Raw genomic sequence first — 13,164 nt, 5'->3', positions numbered from 1 at the left:
GATCGCGGCGCTGCCCGCGCGGACGCCCCCTTACGCCTTCAACACCACCACTTTCGTGTTCACCGGCGTCTTCTCGTACAGGTCGAGCATGTCCTGCGTCAGCAGGCCGATGCAGCCGCTTGAGATGCCCTTGCCGATCGTCTCGGCCACGCGGGTGCTGTAGATGGTGTAGAGGGTGTAGACCCCGTTCTGGTAGAGATAGAGCGTGCGCGCGCCCAAGGGGTTGTCGAGGCCGGGGGCCATGCCACCGGCGTATTTGGCGGCTTCCGGCTGGCGGGCGATCATTTCCTTGGGCGGGGTCCAGACCGGCCATTCGGCCTTGCGCCCCACATAGGCGTCCCCGCTCCAGCGGAAGCCGTCGCGGCCGACATTGGCGCCGTAGCGGGTGGCGTAGCCATCGCCCGCGATGCGGTAGACGTAGTAGTTCCGCGGGTCCACGATGATCGTGCCCACCGCTTCCTTGCTGTCGTAGCGCACGGTACGGCGGAAGTATTTCGGGTTGATCTTCTTGACGTTGACCGCCGGGATCGGGAAGCGCTCGTCGGGTACCGGGCCATAGACCTTTTCGGCCTCGGCATAGCTCATCACCGGGCCGCCGCCGAACGAGGTGCACCCGGCCAGGCCCAGCGCGCCAACGGCAGCGGCCGAGCCGACGAGAAACGCGCGCCGGTTGAGGCGCCCGGATTCCGGGCGCGCCCGGTCTTCAGTTTCGTCCACGATCATGATTTGAAGTTCCCCATTTCCCGTTGCCGGACCAGAGCGCCCCCAGAGGGCGAGATTGGCCCCACAAGGCTCGATTTGGCAAGCCCGGTCCGGGCGCGCTCAATCGAAGAAGCCGGCGTCCTCCTCGCGCAGGTATTTTCGCGCCGCTTCGGCGTTTATGTCGAGGCCCAGACCGGGCGCCTCGAGCAGGTCCACCATGCTGTCCTTGACGATCTGGGCTGGCAGCCCCTCCACGATCTCCTCCCACCAGGGGTCCGAAGCACTCGGATACTCGAAGGCGATGTAGTTGGCCGGCAGCGTGGCGCAGACATTGATCAGCGCGCCCAGCCCCAAAAGCCCGTTGGCGGTGCCGTGCGGCGCCATCAGGATCGAGTGCATATAGGCGTGTTCGGCTACCCATTTGAGTTCGGCGATGCCCCCGATATCGGCCGGATCGGGGCCGACGACGCGGACGGCCTGGGTCTCGATCAGTTCCTTGAAGTTGTGCCGCAGGTAGATCTGCTCGCCGGTATGGATCGGGGTCGAGGTCGAAACCGTCAACTCGCGATACGCCTGCGGGTTGACCCAGGGCACGTAGTCGCCGGTCAGCATGTCTTCGAGCCACATCAGGTTGTACTTCTCGACCGCCTGGGCGAAGCGGATGGCGTCGGGCAGGAACCAGCCGGGGCCGCAATCGAGGGCCAGGCTCACCTTGTCGCCGGTCACCTCCTTCATCGCCGCCACGCAATCGAGCATGTGGTTGAAACCGCGCTCGCTGATGACGCCCTGGTCCATGGCGCCGTGATAGGTCGGGGGCTGCGTCACTCCATAGTGGAAGCCTTCCACGTTCGTCTTCATGTTGGAGTGGAAGCTGATGCCCTGCTTGACCATGAAGAAGTTCTGCGGCTGCTCCATCATCCATTTGACGTCGGCAGCGTAGTCCTCGGGCCGGTCGCCGGTGCGCTTGCGGCGGATCGAGCCGTTATAGACCCGCACCTTGTCGCGCACCTTGCCGCCCAGGAGCTTGTAGACCGGCACGCCCGCGGCCTTGCCGGCAATATCCCAGAGCGCGTGCTCGATGGCGCTCACCGCCGCGCCATAGGGCTTGAACGAGCCGCGCTGGCGGATTTTCAGCATCACGCGCTCGACGTCGGTCGGGTCCTCCCCGATCAGGGCATCGCGGAAATGCAGCACGAAGGGTTTCAGGTAGGTCTTGGTGAACTCCACCTCGCCCAGCCCGTAGAGCCCTTCGTCGGTCACGATGCGCACGATCGGATGCCGGCCGATGACGGCGCAGCGCAGGTCAACAATCTTCATGGGATTCGCCTCTCGGCCAGGTGGCCAGTCTTGTCGTCGTTGCCCGATGCGGACCCGCGCCTGGCGGGTCCGCGGCCGGGGGTTCAGTCCAGTTCGAGTTCGGGCGGCAGCCGGTCGAATTCGACGCGGATGTGGTCCCAGTCGCTGGTGTCGCCGAAATAGGCCATGCCTTTACGCATGTTGGCCTTGATACCGTCCTCGTTGAGGTCGATGCCCAGGCCCGGGGCCTCCGGCACCGTCACGTAGCCATCGGCCATGTAGTCCTCGTCGAGCCCGGTCACCAGGTCGCGGTAGTAAGGCAGGTCCAGCCCGTGGTGCTCGAGCGCCACCAGATTGGCGATCGAGGCGCCCAGGTGGACATTTGCCATCATCGCGATCGGCGAGCAGCAGGCATGGAGCGCGGTGGGGATGCCGTAGCGCTCGGCGTGCTCGGCGATGCGCTTGGTTTCCATCAGGCCGCCCGAGGTCAGCATGTCCGGGTGGATGATATCCACCGCACGCGTCTCGATGGCCTCCTTGAAACCCTCCCAGAGGTACCAGTCCTCGCCCGCGGCCACCGGGGTCAGCAGCGCGTCGGCCACCTTCTTGTGGTTGGCGATGTCGCGCCAGGGCATGGGGTCCTCGATCCAGGCCAGGTTATAGGGCTCGAGCGCGGCGCCGAGCCGAATGGCTTCGTCGGCCGTCACGAACCCTTCGCCGAAATGGTCGGTGCAGAGCGAAATCTCGGGCCCCACCGCCTCGCGCACCGCTGCGGTGATTTCGGCGGCCAGTTCCACGCCGCGCTCCGAAATGCGGGCCCCCGCCCCGCGGCCCGGCACGTAGCGCTGGCGAAACTGCTCGTACTCGTATTTCGTCGCCTGCCCAACCAGCGCCCCCGGCGTCTGCTCGAAGAGGCGCGCGGAAAGGTCGAACTTGATGAAGGTGAGGCCCAGCGCCTTGCGCTTCATCACCACTTCCACGAACCCTTCGGGCGTCATGTCGCGCGGAGTGGGCGTGTCGCCATAGAGGCGTACCTTGTCGCGATACTTGCCGCCCAGCAGCTGGTAGCACGGCACCCCGTAGACCTTGCCGACCAGGTCCATGAGCGCGATCTCGATGCCGCAGACGCCGCCGCCGCGCCGCCCGTCGCCGCCGAAAGCCTTGATGGTCTTGAACAGGTAGTCGACGTTGCAGGGGTTCTGGCCGATCAGCAGGTGTTTCAGCTGGAGCGCATAAAAGTGGTGCGCCGCGTCGCGCACTTCGCCCAGGCCGTAGATGCCCTGGTTGGTCTCGATCTTGAGGATCGGGTAGTAGCCGTGGCCGACCACGGTGGCCACGCGGATGTCGGTTATCCTGAGGTCGCTCGGACGCGAACCGGTCCGCACGTTGTTCTCGATGGTTTCGGTTCGCTTGATCTGGTCGATGTCGATCGTCACGGCGGCCTCCTCCTTGTCGCTGCCTCGTCGATTGACGCCGCGCCTCCCGCGGCGAGTGCCTAGCCCGGTTGTCTCCGGGGTGCCTTGCGTTGGGCGATGCCCATTTGTTCGATGATGTGCCGGCCCGATCCCTCCACGTGCCGCTCGACCACGGCAGCGGCGCCTTCGGCGTCCTGCGCGCGGATGCGGGCGATGAGCTCGCGGTGCTCGGAAAGCACCGCCTGCCGGCGGCTGAGCGAAGTCGGATAGCGCCGGCTGATCGCCCGCAGGATTTCGCGGTGCTTCCACCAGAGCTCGGCCGCGTGACGGTTGTAGTGTCGGTCGTACATGAGTTGGTGGAACTGGGTATCCAGCCGTCCGTGCGCCGCCGGATCGGCGAAGTTGAGCGCTTCGATCTCGGCCTGCTTGGCCTCGAGTTCGGCGATATCCTTTTCGCTCACCACCGAGACGAACCATTTGGTCAGCGCCGGTTCGATCAGCATCTCGATCTCGATGATGTCGCGCACGAAGTCGGCGTCGATTGGGCGCACCCGCGCGCCACGGTTGGCCTCCATGACCACCATGCCCTCTCCGCGCAACTGCTGGAGCGCCTCGCGGATGGGGTTGGTCGAGGTGTCGTAGCGGCTCGCCAGTTCGCCGACCTTGAGCCGTTCGTTGGGCACGAGGCGGCCGGCGATGATGTCCTCTCGGATCATCTCGTAGACGGAAACTGACGACTCCAGTTGGTCGGGCGGTGGGGCGGTAATCGGGTCCATGGCGCCGGTTCTATGCAGCTTTAAGGCACTTTCCAACCCCTAACTTCGATCCATTCATACGCAAACTCAATCAAAGAATGTACGATCTGACGCATATTGACAGATACTTTGTCCTCTGAAACTGTCCACGCCATGGGGAGAAGCCGGCCCAAGCCGGACGCCCGTGGAGGAAGCAGCGCGAGCTGCGGGGAGTGCGTGACCGGCCTCCGGGCCGAGCAGGCAAATGCATGAGGAGGAATCTCGATGACCAATTCGCGTGATCGCGAAGTCGATGACGGCTGCCTAAATCGCCGCCAGGTGGTGGGATATGTCGTGGCCCTTGGTATGGCCGCGTCCCTGCTGTCGGGCACTGCCTATGCTCAGAGCGTGGACCTTTCCAAGTGGTCCCCCGAATATGTCCGCAGCATCGCCGGGACCGAAAAGGTCGATACCGCCGGGGACTGCTCCAAGATCGTGCCGCTCGACTACAAGGGCAAGGTCTCGGTCTGGTGGACGGGCCCGAACGAGGCCTCTCCCGATATCAGCCGCAAGGTCAATGACGAGTTCTGGGCGGCCTTCAAGGCGACCTATCCCAATATCGAGGTAGACAACCAGAACATCGACTACAACCAGTTGCTCGACAAGCTGCGCACGGCGCTGCTCGGCAACGCGGCGCCCATGGTGGTGCGCCTCCAGATCCTGGGCGGCATCGAGTTCTCGTCCAAGGGCTACTTCCAGGAGCTCAAGCCCGAGGATGTCGGCTACCCGACTGCCGATTTCTGGCCGGGCGCGATGAAGTCGGTGATGTATGACGGCGTGCCCTATGGCGTGCCGACCAACAACGAAACCATGGCCTTCATCTGGAACGCCGATCTCTTCAAGCGCGCCGGTCTCGACCCGGAAAAGCCGCCGGCAACCTGGGACGACGTCGTCACCTATTCCAAGCAGATTCACGACAAGCTGGGGGTGCCCGGCTACGGGCTCGTGGCCAAGCAGAATGCGGGCAACACCCCGTTCCGCTTCATGCCGCAGCTCTGGGCCTTTGGCGGGGGCGCGCTGGACGAGGCGAGCGCCACTCCGACCTATCAGGAGGTCGAGATCAACAATGCCGGCGCCAAGGCGGCGCTGCAGGCGTCCTACGACATGTATGTGCGTGACAAGTCCGTGCCGGTCTCGGCGCTTACCAACACGCAGAACGAAAACCAGAACCCGTTCATCGCCGGCCAGCTCGGCATGATGATCGCCCACCCGGCCGAATACGCCAAGATGGTGGACCTGGCCTCCAAGGCCACCGGCGCCGACAAGGAAATGGCCGATACCGTGGTGGCCAACATGCGCTACGGCCTCATCCCGCAAGGGCCTGAGCGGCGCGCCGTGGTGTTCGGCGGCTCCAACATTCACATCATCAAGAACGATTACGTGGATGGGGGGCTCGACGAACAGGCGGCCAAGGCACTGGTCTGCTTCTGGACGAGCCCGGAATGGTCGACCAAGCTGGCCTGGGTGGATTCCAACCCCGGCAACCTGCGCGGCTTCAAGACCGAGTGGATGAAGGAGCGCCTGGACACCATCAAGTTCCTCGACGTCACCACGTCCATGCTGCCCAACGGCATCCCCTTCCCGGTGATCCCCGAGGCGACCGAGATCATGAACATCATCGTGCCGGACATGCTGCAGAACGCGCTCACCGGCAAGATGACCGTCGACCAGGCCGCCGATGATGCAGCCGGCAAGGTCAAGGAGTTGCTCGAGGGCATGTAAGCCTTTCCTCCCGAGCCCGGCCGGCGGCATGCGTGCCGCCGGTCCCCCGTGGACAAGACGAGGACGACGCCCGTGACTATCGCAACGGAACGGGAGGCAGCCGCTTCCGCAACGCCCGTGCGCCCCAGGCGCGCCGGCATCCTCAAGCGGATCATCGATCACCGCTACGACTATCTCTACGTGGCCCCGGCCATCATCGTGATGCTGGTGGTGATCGCCTACCCCATCTACTACACGATCGAGCTGAGCTTCTTCAAAACGCCAGCGAACCTGCAGATGAAGGACAAGATCTTCATCGGGTTCGACAACTACGTCACCGTCCTGCGCTCCGCCTCGTTCCACGAGGCCACGATCAACACCATCATCTGGACGGTCTTCTCCACGCTCTTCGCGTTCCTGCTCGGGCTGGCCGCCGCGCTCTCGCTTCACCGCGCCTTCGTCGGTCGCGGCGTGCTGCGGGCATTGCTGCTCATCCCCTATGTGGTGAGCGCGGTGGCGGCGTCCTATGTCTGGAAATGGCTCTACCACTCAGATTTCGGCGTCATCGGCGCCCTGGCGGTGCAACTGGGGCTTACCGACCAGCCGATCAATTTCCTCGACAACACCACGACGGTCCTGCCCTCGCTGATCGTGGTCAACGTCTGGAAGGAATTCTCCTTCGCCATGGTCATGCTCATGGCCGGGCTCCAGACGGTGCCCGAACAACTGCTGCGCGCCGCCCAGGTCGATGGCGCCAGCCCCTGGCAGCGCTTCTGGCACGTGACGTTCCCGCACCTCAAGGGCGTCTCGATGGTCACCGTGCTGCTGCTGATGGTCGCCAATTTCAACGCCTTCATCATCCCCTGGATCATGACCGGCGGCGGACCGGCCGGTGCTTCGGACATCTGGATCACCCAGATCTACAACATCGCCTTCGGCCGCCAGCGCTATGGCACGGCCTCCGCCTACGCGGTGATCCTGTTCATCGTGATGATGGTGCTTGGCTACTTCTATGTCCGCGCCCTGACGCGCGGCGACGATGCGAGGGGCGAGACATGAGCGCGATCGATATCTCCCGCCGGCCGGTGCATCGCCGGCCCGTCGACTGGTGGCGCTGGGCCGGCCGGATCGCCCTCGTGCTGCTGATGATCTTCACGGTCGTCCCCATGGCGTGGATGTTCCTCACCTCCATCAAGTCGCAGTTCGCGGCCCTGCAATATCCGCCGCAGTGGTGGCCGGCCGAGCCGACGCTACAGAACTACTGGCGGCTGGTGGATCCGTCCGACAGCATCGGCCAGGAGTTCCTGCGCTACTTCTGGAACAGCTTCTATGTGTCTCTGCTGACGACTATTCTGGGCGTCGCGGTGGCGGTTCCGGCTGCCTACGCCTTCTCGCGCTTCCGCTTCCCGGGCCGCACCCTGCTCTTCTTCGGCGTGCTGGTGCGCAACATGTTCCCGGCGGTGGTGTTCCTGATGCCGCTCTTCCTGCTCATGCGCTGGCTGGGGCTGGTCAACACGCACGGATCGCTGATCCTGACCTACCTCACCTTCGGCCTGCCGCTCTCGATCTGGCTGCTCAAGGGCTTCTTCGACAATATCCCGATCCAGCTCGAACAGGCGGCGCGCATCGATGGCGCCACGCGCTTCCAGGCGTTCCTGCTCATCGTCATGCCGCTCTCGACGCCGGGCATCATCGCCACCTCGATCTTCTCGTTCATCGGGGCCTGGAACGAATATGTCTATGCCTACACCTTCCTCTCCAAGCAGGAGTCCATGACCCTGCCGGTGGGCATCCAGCGCTTCTTCACCGAGTTCGCAACCGACTGGCCCGGCCTGATGGCCGCCACGTTCCTGATGAGCGTGCCAGTCGTGGTGCTGTTCCTCATCTTGCAGAAATACTTCGTGCGGGCCCTCACCGAGGGTGCCGTCAAGCACTAGGGAGTCCGGCGATGGCGGAAGTCGTCCTCAAGGATGTCGTCAAGAACTATGGCAGCCTCTACGCGGTCAACAACGTGTCGTTCCACGTCAATGACGGCGAGTTCGTCGCGCTGGTCGGCCCCTCGGGCTGCGGCAAGACCACGACGCTCAATCTCATAGCCGGCCTCATTCCCATGTCGGGCGGCGACATCGTCATCGGAGAGCGGGTGGTGACCGACCTCGACCCCAAGGATCGCGACATCGCCATGGTCTTCCAGAACTACGCGCTCTATCCGCAGAAGACGGTCTTTAACAACCTTGCCTTCCCCCTGCAGATGCGCAAGCGGCCCAGGGACGAGATCGAGCGCAAGGTCAAGGAAGCGGCGCGCATCCTCGACATCACGCACCTGCTCGAACGGCGCCCGCGCGAACTTTCGGGCGGCCAGCAGCAGCGCGTCGCGCTGGGCCGCGCACTGGTGCGCGATCCGGCCGTGTTCCTCATGGACGAGCCGCTCTCCAACCTGGACGCCAAGCTGCGCGTGCAGATGCGCAGCGAGATCAAGCGCTTCCACCACAACCTCAACGCCACCGTGGTCTACGTCACCCACGACCAGCTCGAGGCGGTCACCATGGCCGACAAGATGGCGGTGATGCATGGCGGCGTGCTCCAGCAATACGACAGCCCGGCCAATGTCTTCGCCGATCCGGTCAACACCTTCGTCGCCAGCTTCGTGGGCAGCCCGGCCATGAGCCTCATCAATGTCGAGGTGGCGAGCCACGGCACGGACGCCCTGCTGCGCGGCCCCGATGGCTGGGAGCTGCCGCTCGATGCCCGCAATGCCCGCAAGGCGCTGGCCGCCTCGACCAACAAGGTCGTGCTGGGCGCCCGGCACTCGACCCTCAAGCTTCACAAGTCCGCCGTTCCAGGCGCTGCGCCGGGCAAGGTCTATACGGTCGAGCCGACTGGCGACATCACCTTCGCCCAGGTTTTCGTGGGCGATGATGTGGTCAATATCAGCCTCGATCCCTCCGTCCATATCGAGCCGGACGACAAGGTCTGGATCGAGTTCGACCAGGGACGCCTCCATCTCTTCGACGCCAAGACAACCAACGCGCTAAAGGCCGCCTGACCGTTCCATCATGAAGATCACCGCCATCACTCCCTACCCCGTGTGGGTGGGCACCCGGAACCAGCTCATCGTCAAGGTCGAGACGGACGAAGGCCTTTACGGTTGGGGCGAAAGCGGCCTGTCGGGCCGCGAAAAGGCCGTCGTCGGCGCGATCGAGCACTATCGCGAGTTCCTCGTCGGGCGCGATCCGATGGCCATCGGCGCGCTCTGGCAGGAAATGTACCGCAGCCAGTATTTCGAAGGCGGGCGCGTTCTCACAGCCGCCATCTCGGCCATCGACATCGCCCTTCACGATATCAAGGGCAAGGCGCTGGGCGTGCCGGTCTACCAGCTCCTCGGCGGCAAGCAGCGCAACCACATTCCCACCTTTGCCACGACGCGCGGCCCCTGCGGCCCGGAGATGATCGAGCAGGCGAAAGAACTCATGGCTCTCGGCTGGAGCGCCATCCGCCTCTTTCCGGCCGACCATGGCAATCGCGGCGTCTACGAGCCGCGCCAGAGCGTCGCCGAGACCGCGCGATGGTGCGTCAAGGCGCGTCAGGAACTGGGCGATGCTGTGGTGCTCGGGGTCGACTACCACCACCGCCTGTCGGTCGCCGAAGCCGCTTCCTACTGCCAGAAGATGCCCTCGGGCACGCTCGATTTCCTCGAGGAGCCCATTCGCGACGAGACGCCCGAAGCCTATGAGGCGCTGCGAAAACTCACCGATGTGCCCTTCGCGGTCGGCGAGGAGTTTTCGAGCAAGTGGCAGTTCCTGCCCTACATCGAGCGCGACATTCACCAGTTCAACCGCGTGGACGTGTGCAATGTCGGCGGCCTGACCGAGGCGATGAAGGTCGCCGGGTGGAGCGAGGCGCATTACGTCGACATGATGCCCCACAATCCGCTGGGGCCGATCTGCACCGCGGCCACCATCCACTTCGCCGCAGCCGTCCCCAATTTCGCCTGGCTGGAAACCCGAGCGTCGCCGGGCGAGCTCTATCACGGCTTCGACAATGCCGAGATTTTCCTCACCCAGCCGCGTCTCGATGGTGCCGTCTATCCGGTCGGCGACGCGCCGGGCCTGGGCGTCGAGGTCGACGAGGACCTGGTCAAGCGGCAGAGCTTCAAGTTCTGGGAAGCCCCTCATCTCCACCGGACCGACGGCTCGGTCACGAACTGGTAGGATCGCCATGACGCACACACCCGGCATCACCCGCCCGCCCAGGGCCATCATCGAGGCGCTCAGGGATATCGGCGCCGCCACCGTCGCGGGCACGCTCGGCCACATGGGCATCCGCAATCCCCACATCCAGGGGCCGGTGAGTTGGAACAAGGGCAAGGCCATCGTCGGCCCTGCCCTCACCCTCCAGTTCATGCCCAAGCGCGAGGATCTTTACGGGGAGGATGAATATACCGACCCCGAAAAGCAGCTCCATCGCCATGTCCTCTATCACGTGGAGGAAGGCGACATCGTCGTGGTCGACGCGCGCGGCGACATGACTGCGGGCGTCTTCGGGGACATGATGTCCACCTATTTCAAGGGGCGCGGCGGGGCCGGCATGGTCATCGACGGGTGCCTGCGCGACTACCCCAACCTCAAGAAGCTCGACCTGCCGCTCTGGGTGCGCGGCTGGACGCCCAATTTCCACACCCAGACCGGGCTCATGCCTTTCGCTGTCAACGTCCCCATCGCCTGCGGCGGGGTGACGGTGATCCCCGGCGATATCATCGTGGCCGATGACGATGGCGCCGTGGTGCTGCCCGTCCGGCTGGCCGAGGAAGTCATCGCCAAGGCGCAGGAGCACCACGAGTGGGAGGACTTCTCGCGCATGAAGCTGATGGAAGGCGCCCCGCTCCAGCGCTATTACCCGCTCCACGCCGACGCGCAGGGCGAATACCAGGAGTGGCGCAAGCTCAATCCGGTCAAGGCTTGAGGTTCTGCTCGCGATCGATGGCGTCTATCGCGTCTCGGTGGCGGATCATCTCGCGGAAAACCCGGTAGTCGCGGTCGTATCGCGGCTTGGCTTCGGGGTTGGGCAGGCGCACCGGCCCGTCCCGGTGCATGGCGACCGCCGCCTTGTTAAGCGAGGGATAGAGCCCGGCCGCCGTTGCCGCCACCATCGCGGTTCCCAGCAGCACGGCGTCGGAATCGGGCACCACGATCTCGCAGCCGGTGACGTCGGCATAGAGTTCCATGAGCAGCTTGCTGTGGACGTGCCCGCCGGTCACGTAAAGCGTCTTGGTCGAATAGCCGCGCTCGCCCAGGGTGTCCAGGATATGGCGCAGCCCCAGCGCGATCGACACCGCAGCCCGCCAGTAAAGCCGGCATAGGCTGTCGAAGTCGGTGTCGAGCGTCAGCCCCGAGATCACGCCCAGCGCGTCCGGGTTGCCCTGCGGGGAGCGGTTGCCGTGGAAATCGGGGAGGATATGGAGGCGTCCGGCCATGGCCGGGCCCTCGCGCTCGCGCAATTGCACGATCCGGTCCGCCACGGCCTTGTGGAGCGCAGCGGTCGGTTCGCCGCCCGCTCGATGGGCGCGCAGCACGTAGTCGAGCACCGCGCCTGCCGCTGATTGGCCGGCCTCGTTGAGCCAGGCACCCGGCAGCACCGCCCCGTAATAAGGCCCCCAGACGCCGGGGATCGGACGCGGCTCGCCGCTGAGCGCCATGACGCAGCTGGAGGTGCCCGCCACGAGCCCGAGATGGCGGTCGAGCGTGTCCTCGTCACCGGCGAAAGCGCCGAGCACCCCGAGCGCCCCCGCATGGGCATCGATCAGGCCGATGCCGACGCGGCAGTTCTCGGTCAGCCCCAGGGCCTCGGCCGCCTCGCGCGTCAATGTGCCGGCGCTGCTGCCAACGGGGCTGGCGGCGTCGGGCAGGCTGCCGCGCTCGACCAGGTCGTCCAGGCCCACGGCCTCGAGGAATTCCGACTGCCAGCCCGGCCGGGTGTGTGCAAGGAACGTCCATTTGCAGACGAGCGTCGATTGCGAGCGCGCCAGCGAGCCGGTGGCCTTCCAGGTGAGGAAATCGGCCAGATCGAAGAAATAGCCGGCCTTCTCCCAGGTCTTCGGCAGGTTGCGCTTGAGCCACATGAGCTTGGGCACCTGCATTTCCGGGGACATCACCCCGCCGATATAGTCCAGCACCAGGTTCCCGGTTTCGGTGCACTCGGCGGCCTCGGCCAGCGAGCGATGGTCGAACCAGACGATGGTGTCCCAGTGGTCGTTCCCGTCCGCAGCCACGGTCAAGGGATGCCCGGATTTGTCGCGCACCACCAGCGAGCAGGTGGCGTCGAAGCTCAGGCCCACCACCTGGGTGGGATCGGCCTTGGCCAGCGCCAGCGCATTGCGCACCGCGATGCAGGCCGAGGCCCAGATCTGCTCGGAGCTGTGTTCGGCGTGGTTTGCGTCGGGCCAGTGCAGCTCGATGGGTTGCTCGGCGCGCCCCAGGAGCTTTCCCTCGCGCGTGAAAACGCCGGCCCGTGCGCTTCCCGTCCCCACGTCCACCGCCACCAGCAGCGCCCGGTCGGCGGCATCGAGTTCGGCGACGAGCCGGGGCAATTCGCGCATGTCCGAAAAGGTGCGGGTCGGCGCCCGCCCCTGGATGAGCGGCAGCAGGTTGCCCGGCCCGATATGGCTGCCACCGGTATAGGCGAAGACGCGCATGCCGGCCGCGTGGGCGGCCGAGATGCCGGCCGGGCTGTCCTCGATGACGAGGCAGCGGGACGGCTCGACGCCCATTTCGCTTGCCGCGTGGAGAAACAGGTCCGGCGCCGGCTTGCCGTTCTCGACCATCGAGGCAGAAAAGATGTGCGGCTCGAAGAAATCGGTGAGCCCGGTGATTTCAAGGCTGATGCGGATGCGTTCGAGATGGCTCGATGAGGCCACGCACACCGGGATGCGCAACGCTCCCAGCGCCTCCTTGAGCCCGGGGCTGGCCCGCAACTCCTTGCGGTAGAGCGCATAGAGATCGTGGCGCATGCTTTCGAGCGCCGCCTGGCCCAGTGGCTCGCCGTGGCTGTCGTGCAGGCTCGCCGAGATCGACGCGAGCGAGCGGCCGAGATAGTCGCGATAGGCGTCGGCCATGTCGAGCGTAATGCCCTGCGCCGCTATGGCCTCGATGAGCACGCGGATCGCCAGCGGCTCGCTGTCGACCAGCACGCCGTCGCAGTCGAAGATGATAAGGCCGATCGTCACCCGCCAGTTCCTCCCCCGGTCAGCTTATAGCCAG

General features: G+C 65.2%; 11 protein-coding genes and 1 pseudogene. 6 read left to right on the top strand and 6 right to left on the bottom strand.

Features of this window, described 5'->3' with window-relative positions; genetic code table 11:
- Positions 1 to 30: 30 nt before the first annotated feature.
- The 4 genes from FNA67_RS08090 to FNA67_RS08075 form a co-directional block, all read right to left on the bottom strand.
- A complete protein-coding gene (locus tag FNA67_RS08090; RefSeq protein ID WP_147655685.1) occupies positions 31 to 723 on the bottom strand; it encodes a L,D-transpeptidase in 693 nt (230 codons plus the stop codon).
- A gap of 99 nt (positions 724 to 822) precedes the next feature.
- Positions 823 to 2,019, bottom strand: coding sequence for a mandelate racemase/muconate lactonizing enzyme family protein (locus FNA67_RS08085; RefSeq protein ID WP_147655684.1), 1,197 nt, complete (start codon positions 2,017 to 2,019; stop codon positions 823 to 825).
- Between the two features lie 83 nt (positions 2,020 to 2,102).
- Positions 2,103 to 3,434, bottom strand: a complete 1,332-nt coding sequence (locus FNA67_RS08080; protein ID WP_244616537.1) for a mandelate racemase/muconate lactonizing enzyme family protein — start codon at positions 3,432 to 3,434, stop codon at positions 2,103 to 2,105.
- Between the two features lie 59 nt (positions 3,435 to 3,493).
- Complete coding sequence (locus tag FNA67_RS08075) at positions 3,494 to 4,189, bottom strand: GntR family transcriptional regulator (RefSeq protein WP_049704704.1); 696 nt, start codon at positions 4,187 to 4,189, stop codon at positions 3,494 to 3,496.
- 324 nt (positions 4,190 to 4,513) lie between these two features.
- On the opposite strand from FNA67_RS08075, the gene FNA67_RS08070 reads away from it, so the two are divergent.
- The 6 genes from FNA67_RS08070 (at position 4,514) to FNA67_RS08045 (ending at position 10,870) form a co-directional block, all read left to right on the top strand.
- On the top strand, positions 4,514 to 5,929 hold the full coding sequence (locus FNA67_RS08070; protein ID WP_174851696.1) for an extracellular solute-binding protein: 1,416 nt from the start codon (positions 4,514 to 4,516) through the stop codon (positions 5,927 to 5,929).
- A 72-nt stretch (positions 5,930 to 6,001) separates the two neighbouring features.
- Positions 6,002 to 6,967: a carbohydrate ABC transporter permease gene (locus FNA67_RS08065; protein ID WP_049704703.1), complete on the top strand. Its 966-nt coding sequence runs from the start codon at positions 6,002 to 6,004 to the stop codon at positions 6,965 to 6,967.
- Positions 6,964 to 7,845, top strand: coding sequence for a carbohydrate ABC transporter permease (locus FNA67_RS08060; RefSeq protein ID WP_049704702.1), 882 nt, complete (start codon positions 6,964 to 6,966; stop codon positions 7,843 to 7,845). The genes FNA67_RS08065 and FNA67_RS08060 overlap by 4 nt, the downstream gene beginning before the upstream one ends.
- 11 nt (positions 7,846 to 7,856) lie before the next feature.
- Positions 7,857 to 8,954: an ABC transporter ATP-binding protein gene (locus FNA67_RS08055; RefSeq protein WP_147655682.1), complete on the top strand. Its 1,098-nt coding sequence runs from the start codon at positions 7,857 to 7,859 to the stop codon at positions 8,952 to 8,954.
- A 10-nt stretch (positions 8,955 to 8,964) separates the two neighbouring features.
- A complete protein-coding gene (locus tag FNA67_RS08050; protein ID WP_147655681.1) occupies positions 8,965 to 10,119 on the top strand; it encodes a mandelate racemase/muconate lactonizing enzyme family protein in 1,155 nt (384 codons plus the stop codon).
- Between the two features lie 7 nt (positions 10,120 to 10,126).
- A complete protein-coding gene (locus tag FNA67_RS08045; RefSeq protein ID WP_147655680.1) occupies positions 10,127 to 10,870 on the top strand; it encodes a ribonuclease activity regulator RraA in 744 nt (247 codons plus the stop codon).
- Here FNA67_RS08045 and FNA67_RS22070 read toward each other — a convergent pair.
- Together FNA67_RS22070 and FNA67_RS22245 are read right to left on the bottom strand one after the other, a co-directional pair.
- Positions 10,860 to 12,503, bottom strand: coding sequence for an FGGY-family carbohydrate kinase (locus FNA67_RS22070; RefSeq protein ID WP_170267395.1), 1,644 nt, complete (start codon positions 12,501 to 12,503; stop codon positions 10,860 to 10,862). The genes FNA67_RS08045 and FNA67_RS22070 overlap by 11 nt on opposite strands.
- Positions 12,504 to 12,578: 75 nt before the next feature.
- Positions 12,579 to 13,130, bottom strand: a pseudogene (locus FNA67_RS22245) (HAD family hydrolase); the annotation flags it as partial.
- Between the last annotated feature and the right edge of the window lie 34 nt (positions 13,131 to 13,164).

This window comes from Youhaiella tibetensis, assembly GCF_008000755.1.
Lineage (GTDB): Bacteria > Pseudomonadota > Alphaproteobacteria > Rhizobiales > Devosiaceae > Paradevosia > Paradevosia tibetensis.
This window is presented reverse-complemented; position numbering and strand designations above follow the sequence as displayed.